This is a genomic window from Streptomyces sp. NPDC093097, from assembly GCF_044754325.1.
GTDB lineage: Bacteria > Actinomycetota > Actinomycetes > Streptomycetales > Streptomycetaceae > Streptomyces.
Window position 1 is genome coordinate 212,616 of record NZ_JBIVOW010000003.1, and the last position, 20,401, is coordinate 233,016.

A 20,401-nucleotide genomic window follows, 5' to 3' on the forward strand; every position below is an offset into this window, starting at 1 on the left:
CCGGGACCACCCTCGCTTCCTGAAGGAGCCGTGCATGCCCCGCCCCGTCCTCTCCCGCCGTGTCCGCCTGGGCGGTGCGGTGGCCGCCGCCCTCGTCGCCGGGACCGCGGTGTTCGGCGCCGGCCAGGCCACCGCCGAGCACTCCGTGCCGCGCACCGACAAGGAGATCCCCAACCTCACCCAGGTGCAGGACAAGATCAAGGCGTACTACGGCGACACGGTGACGGCCGACGGCGAGCACTACGCCTCCCCCACCAGCAACTACGCCCGCCAGGTCCGCGGCATCGAGGCCAAGGCGCGCGCCTACCTGGCGGGCGCGCTCGCCAAGAAGGACACCGGGAAGGCCAAGCCGGCCATCGTCCTGGACATGGACGACACCACCCTGCTGACCTACAACTACGAGCTGAAGGTCGGCTTCAACTTCACCCCGGCGTCCCAGGACGACTACCTGGAACACACCGACATGGCCCCGGTGTTCGGCATGAACGACCTGGTCAACTGGGCGCACAAGAAGGGCGCCGAGGTCTTCTTCCTCACCGGCCGCAAGGAGGCGCAGCGCGACTGGAGCGTGCGCAACCTCAAGAACGTCGGCTACGACGTCCCGCTGGACCGCACCCATGTCTACCTGCGGGACAAGGAGCACCCGCCGGCCTACCTGCCGTGCGGTACGACCTGCTCGACCATCGGCTTCAAGTCGGGCACCCGCAAGCACATCGAGTCGCTCGGCTACCGCGTCGTCGCCAACTTCGGCGACCAGTACAGCGATCTGGAGGGCGGCGCCGCACAGCGCGGCTTCAAGCTGCCGAACCCGATGTACTACCTGCCGTAGGGCGGCCGCCCCGGCGCACTGCCTTACGGGCAGGCAGCAGCCCCGGCGCTCCCTCAGGGGCGCCGGGGCTGCTCGGGTATACGGGCCGCGGGTCAGCGCCTCTTGGGGAGCGGGACCCGCAACAGGTCCCTGGCGACGGTGAGTTCGCCGGCGAAGCCCGCCGCGCGGGCCTGCCGCTCGAAGTCCGCGGGGTCGGCGTAGCGCTGCGAGAAGTGCGTCAGCACCAGATGGCGCACCCCGGCCTCGGCGGCCACCCGGGCCGCCTGCCCGGCCGTCAGGTGGCCGTGGTCCTCGGCCAGTTGGACGTCCTCGTCGAGGAAGGTGGACTCGATCACCAGCATGTCCACCCCGGCCGCAAGGGCGTGGACGCCCTCGCACAGCCGGGTGTCCATGACGAAGGCGAAGCTCTGCCCGGGCCGTACCTCGCTGACCTCGTCGAGGGTGACGCCGTTCAGTGCACCGGCCCGCTGGAGGCGCCCGACGTCCGGTCCGGCGATGCCGTGGGCGGCCAGCCGCTCCGGGAGCATCCGGCGGCCGTCCGGCTCGGTGAGGCGGTAGCCGTACGACTCGACCGGGTGCGAGAGCTTGCGCGCCGTCAGGACGTACCCCTTGGCGCGGTCCAGTTCACCGTCGGCGGAGACCGGCCGCTGGGCGATCTTGACGGTCTCGCGGTAGGCGGTGGCGTACCGCAGCCGCTCGAAGAACCGCTCGCCGCTGGCCGGGTAGTGGGCGGTCACCGGGTGCGGCACCCGGTCGAGGTTGATCCGCTGGATCACCCCGGCCAGGCCCAGCGAGTGGTCACCGTGGAAGTGCGTGATGCAGATCCGGTTGAGGTCGTGGGCGGCGACGCCGGCCCGCAGCATCTGGCGCTGGGTGCCCTCGCCGGGGTCGAAGAGCAGCCCCTGGCCGTCCCACCGCAGCAGATAGCCGTTGTGGTTGCGGTGCCGGGTGGGGACCTGGCTCGCGGTCCCCAGGACGACCAGTTCGCGTACCGACATGGCTCGTTACCCGGGGGGCCACTGGAGGCCGCGGCCCCCGAGGACGTGCAGATGCGCGTGGAAGACGGTCTGGCCGACGCCGGCGCCGGTGTTGAAGACGACCCGGTAGCCGGTCTCCTCGATCTCGTCGGCGAGGGCGACCTCGCGGGACTCGCACAGTATGTCGGCGATCACCTTGGGCTCGGCGGCGGCGAGCGACGCCGCGTCCGGGTAGTGCACCTTGGGGATCACCAGGACGTGCGTCGGTGCCTGGGGGTTGATGTCGCGGAACGCGACGGTGGTCTCGGTCTCGCGGACGATCGTCGCCGGCACCTCCCCCGCCACGATCTTGCAGAACAGGCAGTCGGCCTGCGGTTCTCCCGCCACCGGTGGGCTCCTCCCGGGTCGCGCGGCTTGCGCCGTACGCACCGTGCGTACGCCCTCCGGATGCTAGCCGATCACCCCGGCCGGCCCCGGGGCCCGGTCGGGGGCGGCGACGGGGTCGGTCCCGCGGATCGCGGCCCACCTGACCCTAAGCTGACCGCTCAGACCGCATTCACCCACACATGGGAGTTATGCACCATGGCAACCACCCGCACCGCCAAGACCCACTGGGAAGGCAATCTCCTCCAGGGCAAGGGCACCGTCGCCCTGGAGTCCTCCAAGGTCGGCACCTACGACGTGAACTGGCCCGCCCGCGCGGAGCAGCCGAACGGCGTCACCAGCCCCGAGGAACTGATCGCGGCGGCCCACTCCGCCTGCTACTCGATGGCCTTCTCGCACGGCCTGGCCGGCAAGGGCCACACCGTCGAGAGCCTCGACACCCAGGCCGACGTCACCTTCCAGCCGGGCGAGGGCATCACCAAGATCGCGCTGACCGTCAGGGCCCGGGTCCCCGGCCTGACCGAGGAGGACTTCCAGGCCGCGGCCCAGGACGCCAAGCAGAACTGCCCGGTCAGCCAGGCACTGGCGGGCGTCAAGAACATCACGCTGGCGGCGGAGCTGCTCGGCTGACGGGGCGTGGGGCGGCCGCCGGCCCAACGTCCCGCCGAGGGGCGGGGGTTCGGGCCGGCGCCGCCCGTGCGCCGCGGCGTTGTCAGTGGTGCGTGCCACGATCGGAACGTGCGGATCACTGCGCGGCCCAGCCGTGCACGGACCGCCGTGCGCCGCCCGCCACTGAAGGGATCCGCCCGTGACCGCCCTCCCCGCCCCCGCGCTCCGCCTCGCGCTGGGCCTCGTCGATCCGGCCGCCGCCGACGCGCTCGCCGAGCGGCTGCGCCCCGAGCTGCTGGCCCACCTCGGCGCGCGGTTCGGGCTCCCCGCGGAGCTGGTCGCGGAGCTGGCCGGCACGGACGGCGGCGGGCTGCGGGCCGCGCTGGCCGCCGATCCCCGGGAGTTCCTGCTGCGGGCCGCGGAGACCGGCGACCCGCGGATCGCCCGCGCCCTGTGGAGCGCGCGGTACCGCCCCACGCCCGAGGTGGTGCGGCGCGCCAAGGACGACATCCCGGAGCTGCTGACGGTCGCCCTGCGCGCCGCCGACCCCGCGGACCCGCGCTGGTACGAGGAGGACGGCCTGGTCCAGGTGCTCCAGGACGATGCCACCGGCGCCGATCTGCTCGCCGCCCTGACCGGCCGGTTCCCCGAGCTGATCGGGTACACCCTGGGCGTGCTCGGGCCCTACCTCCCGCCGCCGGTCGTGCTCGACGCCTGCCTCCAACTCGCCGGGCTCGGCGGGCCGGACGCGATCACGGAGCTGCACGGCGGCCTCGAAGGGCGCGCGGACGCCGACCCCCTCGGCCACCCCTGGCTGCCGGCCACCCTCAAGGAGGCCGCCGCCGCGCCCGACCCGGAGTCCTTCCTGCGGGCGCGGCGGCCGGCCGGCGAGTGGACCGATCCCGCGCATCTGCGCGCCCTGGTGGAACTGCGCCTCGGCTCCGGCCCGTTGTCCCGGCCCGACGGCCTGGACTGGGAGCCGGTCCTCCGCGAGCACCAGCGGCTCCCGTTCGGCCAGGAGACCCACCGCAGCCCCGGATTCCGGCACAGCCAGCGGCTGGAGGTGCTCATCCGGTGGGACGGATGCCCCGCGGAGCTGGTGACGGAGTGCTTCCGCACCGAGCCGCGCTGGACCGCGCGGTACGCCGACACGCTGCCCCTGGAGCTGCTGTCCGGCCCCGAGGCCCGGCCGGACCAGGTGTATCTGCCCGAGGTCCTCGACCGCGGCGTCCGTGCGGGCTGGCTGCCGGCCGACCGCCTCCTGACGGAGCTGTCCCCGGCGGCGGAGGTGCTCACCGCGCTGCCCTACGACCACGCACCGACCCGCAGGGCGGTCGGCACGCTGCTGGCCCCGCTGGGCACCGACCCGGTCAACTGGCTGACGCTGTACGCCCGGACGGGCCGCGCCCGGGGCACCGCCGCCGAGCTGGTGGCCGACGCGCTGGCGACCGTCGCCGCGGGGAAGGGCAGCACGACCTGGCCCTGGCGCAAGGACGCGACCTTCCCGGCGACCCGGCCGGAGCGCTCCCGCACGGTCTTCCTGGAGCTGTTCCGGTGCGCCCCCGAGGCGGCCCGGATCGCCGTGGTCCCCCATCTCGACTCCCGGGCGGTGCAGCACCTGATGGTGTTCGGGGACCCCACCCCGGCCGTCGAGGAGGCGGTGGTGGCCGCGCACGGCACGGAGGCCCGCGTCGCCCAGGCCGCCGGCGGCCACCACCTGCCGCCCGAGCGCCTCACCGGGCTGCTGGAGCTGGACGAACCGGCCGTCGACGCCGCGCTGTTCGCGTACGCGCCCCTCGACCGCGCGGAACGGGAGCGGCTGCTGGCCGGCCGGCTGCGCCGCGGCGGCACCCGCCCGGTCCCCAGGGCCCTGTGCTCCGCCCTCGACATGACCTTCCTCGGCCACCACCGCGACCGGCTGATGGCCGGCCTGGAGTCCGGCGATCTCGGCGTGGCCCGTGCGCTCGTCGGCCGTCTCCGGCTGCGCCACCCGGCCGCCCGGCTGCGGCTGCTGATCGCCGTGTGGGAGCGCGGCGGCCCGGACGCGGTGCGCGAGATCCTCGCCATGGACCGGCTCCCGGCGACGCTCCGCCGCCAGACCACCGCTCTCCTGGACGCCCCCGACGGGCTGCCCCGGCTGCAGGCCCGACTCGCCGCCGCCGAGGCCCCGGAGCTCCTGCTGGCGCAGCTCAACGCCTCCGACGCCTACGACGGCGAGCTGCTCCCCGACAGGCTCGCCGGCGAGGGCGTCCCCCTCCCCTGGCCCGCGCTCCTCGCCGCCCAGCGGGCCGGCACGCTGGCCCCGCATCTCCCCGAGGCGCTCGCGCAGCGGCCGGACTGCCCGCGCGAGATGCTGCTGGCGCTCCTCGGCGGCACCCCGTCCGCCGACACCCGCTGGGTCCAGGACGCCCTGGAGCGCGGCGCCCTCACCCCCGAGGACCTCCTCACCCACTGCGCTCCCGCCCGTACGACCCTGCCGCACCTCATAGGCACCGCCGAATCGCCCGCGGGGCCCGGTGACCGGTGCGCGCTGCGGGAGCGGGTCCGCGCCCTGACCGCCGAGCATCTGGGCACCGACCCGGAGACCTGGGCGGTCTGCCTCCAACTCCTGCCGACGTTCGCCGGCACCCTCCCGGAGCTGATCACGACGGCCGGGGCGCTCCTCCAGCCGGCGGCGTAGGAGTACGGGGCGACCGGCGGCGCGCCCACTCCGCGCCCGCCCACGCCCCGACACCCCTGCGGACGGCGGGAGTTGGGACCGTCACCGGCGGGCTCCCGTCAGCGCGGGAGCCCGGGTGCGCCGGAGCCCGGGTGCGCGGTGCCTGTCCGAAAAGCCCTAACTCCAGCGGCCCGTACGGCCCAGCAGCAGGGCGGTCGCCGCGGTGCCGGCCGTGGAGGTCCGCAGCACGGTCGTGCCCAGCCGGTACGGCTTGGCGCCCGCCTCGGCGAAGACCGCCAGCTCTTCCGGCGAGACGCCGCCCTCGGGGCCGACGACCAGCACGATCGAGCCCTCGGTGGGGAGTTCGGCGGTGGCGAGCGGGGTGCTGCCCTCCTCGTGGAGGACGGCGGCGAAATCGGCGTCGGCGAGCAACGCGGCGACCTGCTTGGTCGACATCGGGTCGGCGACCTGGGGGAAGGCCAGCCGGCGGGACTGCTTGCCTGCCTCCCGCGCCGTGGCCCGCCACTTGGCGAGCGACTTGGCGGCCCGCTCGCCCCTCCACTGGGTGACGCAACGCGCCGCGGACCACGGCACGATGGCGTCGACCCCGGTCTCCGTCATGGTCTCCACGGCCAGTTCCCCGCGGTCGCCCTTGGGCAGCGCCTGGACGACGGTGAGGGTGGGCGCCGGCGGCTCCTCGGTGCGCAGCGCGGTGACGGCGACGGTGAGCCGGTCCTTGCCCTCGACGGCGGCGACGGTGCCCTCGGCCCCGGTCCCGGTGCCGTCCGTGAGCACGACCTCCTCACCGACCCGGAGCCGCCGCACCGACACCGCGTGCCGGCCCTCGGGGCCGTCCAGGGTCAGCGTGCCGCCGGCCCGTACACCGGTGAGCGTCTCGACGAGGAAGACGGGCGCGGTCATGCCGCACCTCCCGTGCCGTAGCCCGCGCCGGCCGGACCGCCCGCGGCCAACGCGGCGCGGGCGGCGTCGAGTTCGGCCACCAGCAGCTCCACCAGCTGCCCGGCGGGCAGCTCCCGCGCCAGCCGGTGCCCCTGCCCCGCCCAGAGGTTCAGCCCCTGGGCGTCGCCCGCCTTGGCTGCGGCCTTGCGGACCGGGGAGGTGAGGTAGTGCACGGCGGGGTAGGCGGCCGGGGCGTAGGGGCCGTGCTCCCGCAGGAAACGATTCACCAGTCCGCGGGCCGGCCGCCCGGAGAACGCCCGGGTCAACTCGGTATGGGTGAACAGGGGGTTGGTCAGCGCCTGCTTGTGCAGCGGGTTGGCGCCGGACTCCGGGGTGATCAGGAAGGCGGTGCCCAGCTGCGCCATCGCGGCGCCGGCGGCCAGTACCGCGGCGATCTGGGAGCCGCGCATCAGCCCGCCGGCCGCGATCACCGGGATCCGCACCGCCTCCCGCACCTGCGTGAGCAGCGCCAGCAGCCCCAGCCCGGCACCGGTGCCGTCGGCGTGCGGATCGTCCCGGTGGGTGCCCTGGTGGCCCCCCGCCTCCACGCCCTGCACACACACCGCGTCAGCGCCCGCCGCCTGCGCGGCCTGCGCCTCGGCGGCGGTGGTGACCGTCACGACGGTGTACGTACCGACCCTGGCGAACGCCTCAAGGACCGCCCGCGAGGGGCAGCCGAAGGTGAAGGAGACCACCGGCACCGGATCGTCGCGGAGGATCGCCAGCTTGGCCTCGTAGCCGTCGTCGATCGGACCGTCCGTTTCGCCCAGCTCGGTCTCGTACCAGGTGGCCTCGCCGGCGAGCTGCTCGCGGTAGACCGTGACGGCGCCGGCGTCGGCCAGCGGCGGCTGCGGCAGGAAGACGTTGACGCCGAAGGGCCGGCCGGTCAGCGCCCGCAGCCGCTTGATCTCCTGGTACATGCCGTCGGCGGTCTTGTAACCGGCGGCCAGGAACCCGAGGCCGCCGGCCTCACAGACGGCGGCGGCCAACTCGGGTACCGAGCCGCCGCCCGCCATCGGGGCCTGCACGATGGGGTGGCGGCACAGATCGGTGAGAGCGGTGGGCATGCCCACATCGTGTCACGCCCGATGCCCTCCCCAGAACCGGGGCGGCGGCCGCGGAAAACCCCCCGGACCCCGCCCCGGCCGGTCACGGCCAACGCCCGCCGGAGGCGTCCTCAAGGCACGCGAACCGTCCTTGCGGCCCCGGCCGACCGAGCCGGCCCGGGGGCCGGCCCGGGCCTCCGGCCCCACGCCTACCGCCCGTTGAACGCATCCTTCAACCGCGAGAACAACCCCTGCTGCCCCGGCTGAAACTGGCCCTGGGGGCGCTCCTCGCCACGCAGCTTGGCCAGTCGGCGCAGCAGCTCCTCCTGCTCGGGGTCGAGCTTGCCGGGAGTCTGCACCTCGACGTGGACGATCAGATCGCCCCGGCCGTTGCCGCGCAGATGGGTCACGCCGCGGCCGTGCAGCGGGATCGACTGGCCGGACTGGGTGCCGGGCCGGACGTCGACCTCCTCCATGCCGTCGAGCGTCTCCAACGGGCACTTGGTGCCCAGCGCCGCCGCGGTCATCGGGATGGTGACCGTGCAGTGCAGATCGTCACCGCGGCGCTGGAACACCGGGTGGGGCAGCTCGTGGATCTCGACGTAGAGGTCGCCGGCGGGGCCGCCGCCGGGGCCCACCTCGCCCTCGCCGGCCAGTTGGATCCGGGTGCCGTTGTCGACACCGGCCGGGATCTTGACCGTGAGGGTGCGGCGGGAGCGGATCCGGCCGTCGCCCGCGCACTCGGGGCACGGCGTCGGGACGACCGTGCCGAAGCCCTGGCACTGGGGGCAGGGCCGGGAGGTCATGACCTGGCCGAGGAAGGACCGGGTGACCTGCGAGACCTCACCGCGGCCGCGGCACATGTCGCAGGTCTGCGCCGAGGTGCCCGGCGCCGCACCCTCGCCGCTGCACGTGGTGCAGACGACGGCGGTGTCGACCTGGATCTCCTTGGTGGTGCCGAACGCGGACTCGCCGAGCTCGACGTCGAGGCGGATCATCGCGTCCTGGCCGCGGCGGGTCCGCGAGCGCGGGCCGCGCTGCGAGGCCGTGCCGAAGAACGCGTCCATGATGTCGGAGAAGTTCCCGAAGCCCGCGCCGAAGCCGCCCGCGCCGCCGGCTCCGCCGGACTGCGAGAGGGGGTCGCCGCCGAGGTCGTAGACCTGCTTCTTCTGCGGGTCCGACAGGACCTCGTAAGCGGCGTTGATCTCCTTGAACCGCTCTTGGGTCTTGGGGTCCGGGTTCACGTCCGGGTGGAGCTCGCGCGCCAGCCGGCGGAAGGCCTTCTTGATCTGGTCCTGCGAGGCGTCACGGCTGATGCCGAGGACCGAGTAGTAATCCGTGGCCACTTACGACTCCGCGAGGATCTGTCCGACGTAACGTGCCACTGCGCGTACCGCTCCCATCGTTCCGGGGTAGTCCATGCGGGTCGGTCCGACCACGCCCAATTTCGCGACGGCCTCGTCGCCCGAACCGTATCCGACGGTGACGACCGAGGTGGACGTCAGACCCTCGTGGGCATTCTCATGCCCGATGCGTACGGTCATGCCCGAGTCCTTGGCCTCCCCGAGCAGCTTGAGCAGCACCACGTGCTCCTCAAGGGCTTCCAGCACCGGCCGGATGGTCAGGGGGAAATCATGCCCGAAGCGCGTCAGATTGGCGGTACCGCCGATCATCAGCCGCTCTTCGGTCTCCTCCACCAGAGTCTCCAGCAGCACCGACAGTACTGTCGAGACGGTGGCCCGGTCGTCCTGTTCGAAGGATTCCGGAAGATCCTGCACCAACTGCGGGACGTCTGTGAAACGGCGGCCGACGACCCGGCTGTTGAGCCGCGCCCGCAGGTCCGCCAAAGACGTCTCGCCGAACGGCGTCTGACAGTCGATCAGCCGCTGCTCGACCCGCCCGGTGTCGGTGATCAGCACCAGCATCAGCCGGGCCGGCGCCAGAGCCAGCAGCTCGACGTGCCGGACCGTGGATCTGGTCAGGGACGGGTACTGCACCACGGCCACCTGCCGGGTCAGCTGCGCCAGCAGCCGCACCGTGCGGCCCACCACGTCGTCCAGGTCGACGGCGCCGTCCAGGAAATTCTGGATCGCCCGCCGCTCGGGGACGGACAGCGGCTTGACGCCGGCCAGCCGGTCGACGAAGAGGCGGTAGCCCTTGTCGGTCGGGATGCGCCCGGCGCTGGTGTGCGGCTGGGCGATGAAGCCCTCTTCTTCCAGGGCCGCCATGTCGTTGCGGACGGTGGCCGGGGAGACGCCCAGCTTGTGGCGCTCGGTGAGGGCCTTGGAGCCGACCGGCTCCTCCGTCCCGACGTAGTCCTGGACGATGGCGCGCAGCACCTCGAGCCTGCGTTCACTGAGCATTTCGCCACCTCCAGTCGGCTTGTCCCGCCGCGTCGTCTCTTTCCTGGCACTCACCTGGCCCGAGTGCCAGACCCGGAGCCAGTGTACGGCCGGGCAGCGCGGATGCGGCAAGGGCGGGCGTACTGAGGGCTTACCCACAGCCGCCGGATCCGACCCCGGGCCGACCCCGGGACTTCCCCCGCCGATCCCCCGGACATCCCTTGCGCGAACCCTGGCCCGGACCCCGAAATGCGGCGGAACCGGACCGCCGCGGACTGTGCGGAACGGCCGTTTCCGCCGGGCGCCGGGCAACGCTATCGCGAGGGCGCTAGCGTCCTGCCATGCGCACCACATGGGAAGAGGCCGGCTGGGAGCAGCTCGGCACCGGGGTCGTCCGGCGCCGGATGCCCGGCTGGGACGAGACGATCGGCGTGATCGCCGGTTCCGAGGGGGTGTTGCTCGTCGACACCGGGCCGACCCTCGCCGCCGGGGCGGAGCTGCGCCGCACGATCCGCGGGGTGCTGGGCCGCGATGTGACACATGTCGCGCTCACCCACCCGCACTTCGACCACGTACTGGGCACCGCGGCCTTCGCCGGCGTGACGGTGTACGGCGCGGCGGGGGTGGGCGAACTCCTCCGGCAGAGCAAGGACGTGCTGCGGCACGACGCGGTCCGGCACGGCGTGGACCCCGACGCCGCCGAGGAGGCCGCGGACCTGCTGGTCGCCCCGCACCACGAGGTGCACGACCGGCTGACCGTCGACCTCGGGGACCGGACGGCGCTGCTGGCCGGCATCGGCCCCGGCCACACCGCCCACGACCTGGCCGTCCTGGTGCCCGGGCGGGCCGGTGAACGGGAGATCGTCTTCTGCGGCGACCTGGTCGAGGAGTCCGGCGAACCGCAGGCCGGCCCGGACGCGCTGCCCCGGCGGTGGCCCGCCGCGCTGGACCGGCTGCTGGCACTGGGCGGCGAGGACGCCCTTTATGTACCGGGCCACGGCGCGGTGGTCGACGCCGGTTTCGTCCGCGCCCAGCGCGACGCCCTGGCCGCCCGCTTCGGGCCGAACTCCCCCTGAGGCGCGGCCCGTTGCCCTGACCACCGGCCGCCGCCGTCCCCATGGGCGGCCCGGCCCGCCCGCGCCCTGTGGGCCCGTCCCGTGGCCCGTGCCCCGTAGACCCGTATCCCGCCGAACCGCCGACCCGTAGGGAAGCAGACCCGCATGCACAGCAGGCACTACAGCCCCGACCTCACTCCCCCCTGGAAGAAGCCGAAGCCGGTGCCCGAGGTGCCGGCCGATCCCGGGCTGGTCGTGGAGGAGGTGGCGACGGGCTACTGCGGTGCCGTCATCCGCTGCGAGAAGACCGCCGAGGGAGCGACGGTGACCCTGGAAGACCGCTTCGGCAAGCACCGGGTGTTCCCGATGGCGCCGCGCGGCTTCCTCCTGGAGGGGCGGACCGTCACCCTGGTACGGCCGCCGGCCCGGCCGGCGGCGAGCGGTCCGGCGCGCACCGCCTCCGGCTCGATCGCGGTCCCCGGGGCCCGCGCCCGGGTCGCCCGGGCCGGCCGCATCTATGTGGAGGGCCGGCACGACGCCGAGTTGGTGGAGCGCGTCTGGGGCGACGACCTGCGGATCGAGGGCGTCGTCGTGGAGTACCTGGAGGGCGTCGACGACCTCCCGGCGATCGTCGAGGCGTTCTCCCCCGGTCCGGACGCCCGCCTCGGCGTCCTGGTGGACCATCTCGTCCCCGGCTCCAAGGAGTCCCGGATCGCCGCGTCGGTGACGGACGCGGACGTGCTGGTCGTCGGCCATCCGTACATCGACGTGTGGCAGGCGGTGAAGCCGTCCTCGGTGGGCATCGCGGCGTGGCCGGAGGTCCCCCGGGGCCAGGACTGGAAGACCGGGGTGTGCCGGGCGCTGGGCTGGCCGGAGAACACCGGCGCGGCCTGGCAGCGGATCCTGTCCCGCGTGCGGTCCTACCGGGACCTGGAGCCGGCCCTGCTGGGGCGGGTGGAAGAGCTGATCGACTTCGTGACGGCGCCGGAGGCGGAGGACGGCCGCTGACGGCCTCCGGGGCGGCCCGGGCCCCGGTGCACACCGTGCGCGGGGCCGGTGGTGAGCGCACTCTGGTAGCAGCGACCCCGGAGGTGACCGCCATGTTGAAGACCGCTGTCGGATGGCATGTCGAGATGGAATTCGAGGAGGACACCCACCGCACCCGGGCCGCCGCACTGGTACGGCTGCCGGACGGGACCGAGGTGCGGTCCCATGGTTACGCCAGCCGCCACCCCGCTGACGGGAACCAGCCCCGGGTCGGCGAGGAGGTCGCGGGGGCAAGAGCCCTCAACGACCTGGCGATGCAGCTGCTGACCAAGGCCCATGACGAGATCGACACGGCGTCGGGGCGGTCGTCCCGGCCGCTGACGCATTGACGTCGCGCTGACGTCGCGTTGAAGTCCTCGGTGTTTATGGGGTGTTGAGGCGCGGGGGGCGTTGCGGGGCTGCGGAGTTGCGGGGCTGCGGGGCAGGTCGTTGGTCAGGAGTCGGCCCCACCGGTCCCGGCGGTCCCTTCCCTCCCGGCGGTCCCTTCCCTCCCGGCGGTCCCGTCGGCCCCGGCCGGTCCCGTCGGTCTCGTCGGCCCCGTCAGTCCACCAGGTCGCGGACCACGGCGTCCGCGAGCAGTCGGCCGCGGAGCGTCAGCACCGCCCGTCCGGCCTCGTACGGGCCGGGCTCCAGGAGGCCGTCGGCCAGTGCGCGGGCGGCGGCGCGGGCGCCCGCGGGGGCGAGGAGGGAGAGCGGGCAGCCGGCGGCGAGCCGGAGTTCGAGGAGGATCCGCTCGACGCGGCGGTCCTCGTCGGCCAGCACCTCACGGCCGGCGCCCGGCGAGCGGCCCTCGGTCAGGGCCTGGGCGTAGGCGGCGGGGTGCTTGACGTTCCACCAGCGGATGCCGCCGACGTGGCTGTGCGCGCCGGGGCCGGCGCCCCACCAGTCGGCGCCGGTCCAGTACAGCTCGTTGTGGCGGCAGCGGGCGGCCTCGGTGGTGGCCCAGTTGGAGACCTCGTACCAGGAGAAGCCGGCGGCGGTGAGGCGCTCCTCGGCGATCAGGTAGCGGTCGGCGTGCACATCGTCGTCGGTCATCGGGATCTCGCCGCGGCGGATCCGGCGGGCCAGCTGGGTGCCCTCCTCGACGATCAGGGCGTAGGCGGAGATGTGGTCCGGGCCGGCGCCGACGGCGGCGTCCAGGGAGGCGCGCCAGTCGTCGTCGGACTCGCCGGGGGTTCCGTAGATCAGGTCGAGATTGACGTGCGCGAAGCCGGCCGCGCGGGCCTCGGCGACGCAGGCTTCGGGGCGGCCCGGGGTGTGCGTGCGGTCGAGGATCTTCAGGACGTGCTGCCGGGCGCTCTGCATGCCGAAGGAGAGGCGGTTGAAGCCGGCGGCGCGCAGCTCGGCGAGGTAGCGCGGGTCGACCGACTCCGGGTTGGCCTCGGTGGTGATCTCGGCGTCCGGCGCCAGGCCGAACTCGTCGCGCAGCGCGGCCAGCATCCGGCCGAGGTCGGCCGCGGGCAGCAGGGTCGGGGTGCCGCCGCCGACGAAGACCGTCTCGATCGGGCGGGGGTCGTCGCCCAGCACCTTGCGGGCCAGCCGGACCTCCTCGACGAGGGTGTCGGCGTAGTTCTCGCGGGAGGCCAGGGCGCCGCCGGGGCCGCGCAGTTCGCTCGCGGTGTAGGTGTTGAAGTCGCAGTAGCCGCAGCGGGTGGCGCAGTACGGCACGTGCAGATAGAAGCCCAGGGGGCGCTCGGCGGCGCCGGTCAGCGCATGGCGGGGCAGCGCCCCGTCCTCGGGCATCGGCTCACCATCTGGCAGTGCGGAAGGCATGGGGTCCATTGTCCGTCATGGCGGGGAGTTCCGGTTCGGGGTGTGCCGGGGGTGGGGGTGAGGGCTGAAGCCGGGCCGGCCTCGAGCCCGCTTCGAGCCCGCTTCGAGCCCGCTTCGGGCCGGCTTCGAGCCGGCTTCGGGGGCGGTCGGCGCTGCCGTCCGGTGCCCTTGTGCCACCGTCCGGCCACGGGTCCGTCCCCGACGGGCCGGAAGCCGCCGCCCGGCCGTGCGACCTCGGAATATCTCCCCCACCCGCCTCGTTGTGGCCCCGCAGGGGGCGCTCCCACCCCCTACGGGAACCGTTCGACACCCCCCTACGGGCACCCTCCCCCGCCCGCGGCCTGGAGGACCATCAGCGCCAGGTCGTCGTCGGGCGGGGTCGGCCCGAAGGCGTGGACCGTGCGGCGGATGTGCTCGGCGATGGCCTCGGCGCTCTGGCCGGCGGCCGCGGCGAGCGCGCCGGCCAGCCCGTCCTCGTCGTCGAAGAACCGCCGGCCGCAGCGGCGCTCGGTCACCCCGTCCGTGACGCACAGCAGCGTCTCCCCGGGGCACAGGTCGAAGGACTCGCTGACGTAGGTCGCGTCCCCGACGACGCCCAGCAGCATCTGCGGCGCCGCGACGACCCGGACCGCACCGTCGGCGCCCAGGACCAGCGGCAGCGGATGGCCGGCGCTGGCGAGGGTGCAGCGGGCGCCGCCGGAGCCGCCGCCGTACGGGGCGATCTCGCCGTAGAGGAGCGAGAGGAAGCGGGCCTGTTCGCCCTCCTCGCGGATCTCCACCGGGGCCTCCGCGCCCGCGCCGGCCGCCGCCACCGCCGCCGCGACCGCCGCGACGGAGTCCGCGGCCTCCCGGGCCATGGTCTTGTTGAGCCGGTCGAGGACCTCGGCGACGCCGAAGCCGTCCCGGGCCAGCAGCCGCAGTACGGGGCGGGCCAGCCCGGTGACCGCGGCGGCCTCGGGGCCGCTGCCGCAGACGTCGCCGAGGGCGAAGCACCAGCGGCCGTCCCCGCCGTCGAAGAGGTCCCAGAAGTCGCCGCCGGCCCAGGCGCCCTCGCGCGGCTCGTAGACCACCGCCGACGCCACCCCGGGCACCCGGGCCCGGCCCTGCGGCAGCAGCCGGCGCTGGAGGACCCGGCTGATGCGCTCCTGGCGGCTGTAGGCGCGGGCGGTGGCGACCGCGCGGGCGGCCCGGCGGCACAGGTCCTCGGTCAGCGCGACCACCTCGCCGGGGAACCGCCGCAGCCCGCCCCGGCCCAGCAGCACGGTGCCCAGCCGGCGGCCGCCGGCGACCAGCGGGCAGGCCAGGGCGGCGCCGCCGGGCTCGTCGGCCGGCCGGTCCGGCCAGGGCCAGGGCGCCGGGATCGGCCCGCTGCCGGTGACGCAGTCCCCCAGGCCCGGCGGATCCTTCTCCAGCACGGTGCGCAGCGAGTCGATCCGGCCCTCGCACATGTGCCAGACGCGGGCGAGCCGCGGCGCCTCGCCGTCCTCGGTGAGGCCGCGCCCGGGGGCGCCGCCGTCGCCGTCGTGCAGCCACACCGCGCACCAGTCGGCGAGCCGCGGGACGATCAACTGGGCGGTCAGCGAGGCGACCTGGTCGGCGTCCAGCTGGCCGGAAAGCAAGTCGGACGCCTCCGCGAGGAAGGACAGCGCACCGCTGTCGACGCCGCCGCGGTCCCCTGCGGGGCGGTCCTCGGGCGGGGCGGGGCGGCGCGGCACCGGGGCGAGGAGTTCGGAGGCCCGCAGGTCGCGCCGGAACGCCCGGTCGTCGAAGGCGTCGTAGGCGGCACCGGCGTCCCCGGTGCCGCAGGTGCCGTACGGGGCGTAGGCGGCGTCCGGGGTGTCCGGTTCCGGCCAGGTGGCGTCGGGGGCGCCGATCGGCAACCGGAACCACACCGTCTTCATCGCCCGCCGGTAGGTGACGCCCCAGGCTTCGGCGACCGCGCTGATCAGCCGGAGCCCATGGCCGCCGCCCTCGTGGGCGCCGGAGTCCTCGCGGGCCCGTACGGGCTGGGTGGGGTGCCGGTCGGAGACCTCGACGACCAGGCCGGGGCGGGGCGGCTCCGCGGGGGCGGTGTCCGGGACGTCGTCGGGGTGCGGGAACGGTTCCTCGGCGGCCTCGAGGCGGCAGAGCAACTCGACGGTGGTGCCCGCGTGCACCACCGCGTTGGTCACCAACTCGCTGACCAGCAGCACCGTTTCGTCCGCCAGCCGGTCGGTGAGCCCGTCGGCGCCGGGCAGCCGCCGCGCGGTCCAGTCCGCGAAGGCGGACCGGACGAACTGCCGCGCGGCCGCCGCCGCCCGCGGGTCGCCGGGCAGCGTGGCCCGCAGGGAGCGGGCGGCGGCCCCTGCGACGCCGTGTGCAACGTCGTTCCGTCCGGCCGTAGTTGTCATCCTCATTGAGCAACTCCCGAGCGGTTCCTCAACGGCGCCGGATGCGCCTCCCGCCAGAGTGACAGAACGAGCGCACGCATAAGCGGTGAGTCACGGAAGTGCGTGGTCAGAGGCGCCGATTCGGCTGACCCGCGACGGGTCTGGCCGACCCGCGGCGACGGGGCGCAGGCGGCGGGCCGGGGCCCGTGGCGCGGCACGGCCCGGCCCGCGCGCACCCTCCGGGCCGACGACGGGAGCGTGACGAGAAGAGCTACGCCTCCCGCGCCCCGGCGTACATGTCGTCGAGCAGATCCTTGAACGCCCGCTCCACCACCGGCCGCTTGATCTTGAGGCTGGGGGTGATCTCCCCGTGCTCGATGTCCAGGTCGCGCGGCAGCAACCGGAACTTGCGGATCTGCTGCCACCGCTGGAGCCCCGCGTTGACCCGCTCCACATAGCCGTCGATCAGCGCGCGGACCTGGTCGGTGGCGACGACCTCGGCATAGCTCCGGCCGCCCAGGCCGTGCTCCTGGGCCCACTTGAGGATGGTCGGCTCGTCCAGCGCGATCAGGGCGGTGCAGAAGTTCCGGTTGGCGCCGTGCACCACCACGTTGGAGACGAACGGGCAGACCGCCTTGAACTGGCCCTCCACCTCGGCCGGCGCGATGTACTTGCCGCCGGAGGTCTTGATCAGGTCCTTCTTGCGGTCGGTGATCCGCAGATAGCCGTCCGCGGACAGCTCGCCGATGTCGCCGGTGTGGAACCAGCCGTCCTCCTCCAGCACCTCGGCGGTCTTGTCGGGCAGGCCGTGGTAGCCCTGCATGATGCCCGGACCGCGCAGCAGGATCTCGCCGTCCTCGGCGATCCGCACCTCGGTGCCGGGCAGCGGCTTGCCGACGGTGCCGGTGCGGTACGCCTCGCCGGGGTTGACGAAGCTGGCGGCGCTGGACTCCGTCAGGCCGTAGCCCTCCAGGATGTGGATGCCGGCGCCGGCGAAGAAGTAGCCGATCTCGGGGGCGAGGGCGGCCGAGCCGGAGATCGCGGCGCGCAGCCGGCCGCCGAACGCCTCCCGCAGCTTGGCGTAGACCAGGGCGTCGGCGACCTTGTGCTTGGCGGCCAGCGCGAACGGCACCGAGGCGTTGCCGGTGTGCCGGAAGTTCTCCTGGGAGGCCTTGGCGTACTCCCGGGCCACTCCGGCCGCCCACTGGAAGATCTTGTACTTGGCGGCGCCGCCCTCCCGGGCCCTGGCCGCGACGCCGTTGTAGACCTTCTCGAAGATCCGCGGGACGGCCGCCATGTACGTGGGCCGGACCACCGGCAGATTCTCGATGATCTTGTCGACCCGGCCGTCCACCGCGATCACGTGCCCGACGGAGATCTGCCCGGCGGTCAGCACCTTCCCGAAGACGTGCGCCAGCGGCAGCCAGAGGTACTGCACGTCGTCGGGGGTGACCAGTCCGGTCGCCTGGATCGCGCGGGCCATGTACGCCCAGCAGTCGTGCGGCAGCCGCACGCCCTTGGGGCGGCCGGTGGTCCCGGAGGTGTAGATCAGGGTGGCCAGTTGGTCGGCGCGGAGCGCGGCGACCCGCTCCTTGATGCACTCCGGGTGCTGCTCCAGGTAGGCGGTGCCGCGCTTCTCCAGCTCGGCGAGGGAGAGCAGCCATCCCTCCGGGTCGTCCTCCGCGGGCTGCGCGTCGGCCTCGTCGATGACCACGACGTGCGCCAGCTCGGGGAGTTCGGCGCGCTTCTGGCGGGCCTTGGCGAGCTGTCCGGCGTCCTCCGCGATCAGTACGCGGCTGCCGGAGTCGGCCAGGATGAACGCGGTCTCGTCGGCGTTGGTGGAGGGGTAGACGGTGGTGGTGGCGGCGCCGGAGCAGAGGACGCCGAGGTCGGCGAGGATCCACTCCACCCGGGTGCCCGCGGCCAGCGCCACCCGCTCCTCGGGGCGCACGCCCAGCGAGATCAGCCCGGCGGCCGCGGCGCGGACCCGCTCGGCGGCCTCGGCCCAGGTCAGCGACTTCCAGTCGTCCGGTCCGGTGCCGGAGGCGGGCGGAACGGGATAGCGGTAGGCCTCGGCATCCGGGGTGGCCGCGACCCGCTCCAGGAAGAGGGTCGCCACCGAAGGCGGCCGGTTGTCGATCAGCGTGTGAGTGTCGGTCACGGCGTCCTCCGGGGCCCGCTACGTTGCTGGTGACTCGCGAGTAACCTTCGAGCAGTGATCAGGGTAGAGCGCGTGACGCCGCTGCGTAAGGGGCTGCACCCGACTGGTCCACGATGTGACCCGCGCGATAGGTGCATACGACACACGCTTGACCGGCGGGCCTCCGCGCGGTGCGCGCCGCGCCCACCGGAAACGGCAGCAGGGCGCCGGCTCCCCAAGGAACCGACGCCCCGCCCGCGGGCACTGCGCCCGCCGCTGCTCCCGTGCCCTACTTCTTCGACTTGCTCTCGCCGTCGGAATCCGAGGACAGCACCGCGATGAAGGCGTCCTGCGGGACCTCCACGCTGCCGACCATCTTCATCCGCTTCTTGCCTTCCTTCTGCTTCTCCAGCAGCTTCCGCTTACGGGAGATGTCACCGCCGTAGCACTTGGCGAGGACGTCCTTGCGGATGGCGCGGACCGTCTCACGGGCGATGACCCGGCTGCCGATGGCGGCCTGGATCGGCACCTCGAAGTTCTGCCGCGGGATCAGCTCGCGCAGCTTGGCGACCAGCCGCACGCCGTAGGCGTACGCCTTGTCCTTGTGCGTGATCGCGGAGAACGCGTCGACCTTGTCACCGTGCAGCAGGATGTCGACCTTGACCAGGTCGGAGGTCTGCTCGCCGGTGGGCTCGTAGTCCAGCGAGGCGTAGCCGCGGGTCTTGGACTTGAGCTGGTCGAAGAAGTCGAAGACGACCTCGGCGAGCGGCAGGGTGTAGCGGATCTCGACCCGGTCCTCGGAGAGGTAGTCCATGCCCATCAGCGCACCGCGGCGGGTCTGGCACAGCTCCATGATCGCGCCGATGAACTCGCTGGGCGCCAGGATCGTGGCCCGGACCACCGGCTCGTGCACCACGTCGATCTTGCCGGTCGGGAACTCGCTGGGGTTGGTGACGGTGTGCTCGGTGCCGTCCTCCATCTCCACCCGGTAGACCACGTTCGGCGCGGTGGCGATCAGGTCCAGGCCGAACTCGCGCTCCAGGCGCTCCCGGATGACCTCCAGGTGCAGCAGGCCCAGGAAGCCGACGCGGAAACCGAAGCCCAGGGCCGCGGAGGTCTCCGGCTCATAGACCAGCGCGGCGTCGTTGAGCTGGAGCTTGTCCAGCGCGTCGCGCAGCTCGGGGTAGTCCGAACCGTCGAGCGGGTACAGCCCCGAGAACACCATCGGCTTGGGGTCCTTGTAGCCGCCGAGGGGCTCCACGGCACCCTTGCTGAGCTGGGTGATCGTGTCACCCACCTTGGACTGCCGGACGTCCTTCACACCAGTGATCAGATAGCCCACCTCGCCGACGGACAGGCCGTCGGCCGGCTTCATCTCCGGGGAGTTCGTCCCGATCTCCAGCAGCTCGTGCGCGGCGCCGGTCGACATCATCTTGATGCGCTCGCGCTTGCCGAGCGTGCCGTCGACGACCTTCACGTACGTCACGACACCGCGGTACGCGTCGTAGACCGAGTCGAAGATCATCGCGCGGGCGGGGGCGTCCTTGACGCCGACCGGGGCCGGCACCTCGCGGACGACCTTGTCCAGCAGCTCGGGCACGCCGACGCCGGTCTTGGCGGAGACCTTCAGGACGTCCTCGGGCTCGCAGCCGACCAGGTTCGCCAGCTCCGCGGCGAACTTCTCCGGCTGCGCGGCCGGCAGGTCGATCTTGTTGAGGACGGGGATGATCGTGAGGTCGTTCTCCATCGCCAGGTAGAGGTTGGCGAGGGTCTGGGCCTCGATCCCCTGGGCGGCGTCGACGAGGAGGATGCAGCCCTCGCACGCGGCCAGCGAGCGGGAGACCTCGTAGGTGAAGTCGACGTGGCCCGGCGTGTCGATCATGTTCAGGATGTGGGTCGTGCCACTTCCCTCTTCGCCCTCGGAGGGACTCCAGGGCAGCCGGACCGCCTGGGACTTGATCGTGATACCGCGCTCGCGCTCGATGTCCATGCGGTCGAGGTACTGCGCGCGCATCTGCCGCTGGTCGACGACACCGGTGAGCTGGAGCATCCGGTCGGCGAGCGTCGACTTGCCGTGGTCGATGTGCGCGATGATGCAGAAGTTACGGAGGAGCGCCGGGTCGGTACGGCTCGGCTCCGGCACGTTCGTAGGGGTCGCGGGCACGCAGGGTCCATTCAGTGAACGCGGGTAGGCGGGACTCGGTCTTGTGA

16 protein-coding genes are annotated in these 20,401 nt (G+C 73.6%); 6 read left to right on the plus strand and 10 right to left on the minus strand.

Features of this window, described 5'->3' with window-relative positions; genetic code table 11:
* Positions 1–34 precede the first annotated feature (34 nt).
* Positions 35–829, plus strand: a complete 795-nt coding sequence (locus ACIQE0_RS06390; RefSeq protein WP_402329480.1) for an HAD family acid phosphatase — start codon at positions 35–37, stop codon at positions 827–829.
* A 92-nt stretch (positions 830–921) separates the two neighbouring features.
* Here the strand turns inward: ACIQE0_RS06390 and ACIQE0_RS06395 are convergent, their stop codons facing one another.
* Together ACIQE0_RS06395 and ACIQE0_RS06400 are read right to left on the minus strand one after the other, a co-directional pair.
* Entirely contained in the window at positions 922–1,827 is a 906-nt protein-coding gene (locus ACIQE0_RS06395) for a ribonuclease Z (protein ID WP_366334712.1), read from the minus strand.
* Positions 1,828–1,833: 6 nt separating this feature from the next.
* Positions 1,834–2,193 carry a histidine triad nucleotide-binding protein gene (locus tag ACIQE0_RS06400; protein ID WP_366334710.1) on the minus strand — a complete coding sequence of 120 codons (360 nt, stop codon included), beginning with the start codon at positions 2,191–2,193 and terminating at the stop codon, positions 1,834–1,836.
* 195 nt (positions 2,194–2,388) lie between these two features.
* Between ACIQE0_RS06400 and ACIQE0_RS06405 the strand changes: the two genes are divergently transcribed.
* Complete coding sequence (locus ACIQE0_RS06405; RefSeq protein ID WP_366334708.1) at positions 2,389–2,820, plus strand: OsmC family protein; 432 nt, start codon at positions 2,389–2,391, stop codon at positions 2,818–2,820.
* 178 nt (positions 2,821–2,998) lie between these two features.
* Positions 2,999–5,479, plus strand: coding sequence for a hypothetical protein (locus ACIQE0_RS06410; protein WP_402329483.1), 2,481 nt, complete (start codon positions 2,999–3,001; stop codon positions 5,477–5,479).
* 156 nt (positions 5,480–5,635) lie between these two features.
* Here ACIQE0_RS06410 and ACIQE0_RS06415 read toward each other — a convergent pair whose 3' ends face one another.
* The 4 genes from ACIQE0_RS06415 to hrcA all read right to left on the minus strand — a co-directional run bounded on the left by ACIQE0_RS06415 (position 5,636) and on the right by hrcA (position 9,827).
* A complete protein-coding gene (locus ACIQE0_RS06415) occupies positions 5,636–6,379 on the minus strand; it encodes a 16S rRNA (uracil(1498)-N(3))-methyltransferase (RefSeq protein ID WP_402329485.1) in 744 nt (247 codons plus the stop codon).
* Complete coding sequence (locus ACIQE0_RS06420; protein WP_402329487.1) at positions 6,376–7,485, minus strand: nitronate monooxygenase; 1,110 nt, start codon at positions 7,483–7,485, stop codon at positions 6,376–6,378. Before ACIQE0_RS06420 ends, ACIQE0_RS06415 begins: the two co-directional genes overlap by 4 nt.
* Before the next feature lie 188 nt (positions 7,486–7,673).
* Positions 7,674–8,810 carry a molecular chaperone DnaJ gene (gene dnaJ / locus ACIQE0_RS06425; protein WP_366334701.1) on the minus strand — a complete coding sequence of 379 codons (1,137 nt, stop codon included), beginning with the start codon at positions 8,808–8,810 and terminating at the stop codon, positions 7,674–7,676.
* Complete coding sequence (gene hrcA / locus ACIQE0_RS06430) at positions 8,811–9,827, minus strand: heat-inducible transcriptional repressor HrcA (RefSeq protein WP_366334699.1); 1,017 nt, start codon at positions 9,825–9,827, stop codon at positions 8,811–8,813. It lies immediately after the preceding gene.
* Between the two features lie 320 nt (positions 9,828–10,147).
* On the opposite strand from hrcA, the gene ACIQE0_RS06435 reads away from it, so the two are divergent.
* From ACIQE0_RS06435 to ACIQE0_RS06445, 3 genes are all read left to right on the plus strand, one after another.
* Positions 10,148–10,882, plus strand: a complete 735-nt coding sequence (locus ACIQE0_RS06435; RefSeq protein WP_366334697.1) for an MBL fold metallo-hydrolase — start codon at positions 10,148–10,150, stop codon at positions 10,880–10,882.
* Between the two features lie 144 nt (positions 10,883–11,026).
* Positions 11,027–11,869 carry a DUF3097 domain-containing protein gene (locus tag ACIQE0_RS06440; protein ID WP_366334695.1) on the plus strand — a complete coding sequence of 281 codons (843 nt, stop codon included), beginning with the start codon at positions 11,027–11,029 and terminating at the stop codon, positions 11,867–11,869.
* A 92-nt stretch (positions 11,870–11,961) separates the two neighbouring features.
* Complete coding sequence (locus ACIQE0_RS06445; RefSeq protein ID WP_366334693.1) at positions 11,962–12,237, plus strand: DUF1876 domain-containing protein; 276 nt, start codon at positions 11,962–11,964, stop codon at positions 12,235–12,237.
* Positions 12,238–12,448: 211 nt separating this feature from the next.
* Here ACIQE0_RS06445 and hemW read toward each other — a convergent pair whose 3' ends face one another.
* The 4 genes from hemW to lepA all read right to left on the minus strand — a co-directional run bounded on the left by hemW (position 12,449) and on the right by lepA (position 20,354).
* Complete coding sequence (gene hemW, locus ACIQE0_RS06450; protein WP_366334691.1) at positions 12,449–13,681, minus strand: radical SAM family heme chaperone HemW; 1,233 nt, start codon at positions 13,679–13,681, stop codon at positions 12,449–12,451.
* A 314-nt stretch (positions 13,682–13,995) separates the two neighbouring features.
* Positions 13,996–16,071 carry a SpoIIE family protein phosphatase gene (locus tag ACIQE0_RS06455; RefSeq protein ID WP_402329824.1) on the minus strand — a complete coding sequence of 692 codons (2,076 nt, stop codon included), beginning with the start codon at positions 16,069–16,071 and terminating at the stop codon, positions 13,996–13,998.
* A gap of 250 nt (positions 16,072–16,321) precedes the next feature.
* On the minus strand, positions 16,322–18,211 hold the full coding sequence (locus ACIQE0_RS06460; RefSeq protein WP_366334690.1) for a long-chain fatty acid--CoA ligase: 1,890 nt from the start codon (positions 18,209–18,211) through the stop codon (positions 16,322–16,324).
* 268 nt (positions 18,212–18,479) lie between these two features.
* Positions 18,480–20,354: a translation elongation factor 4 gene (gene lepA, locus ACIQE0_RS06465; protein ID WP_402329490.1), complete on the minus strand. Its 1,875-nt coding sequence runs from the start codon at positions 20,352–20,354 to the stop codon at positions 18,480–18,482.
* Positions 20,355–20,401: the final 47 nt, after the last annotated feature.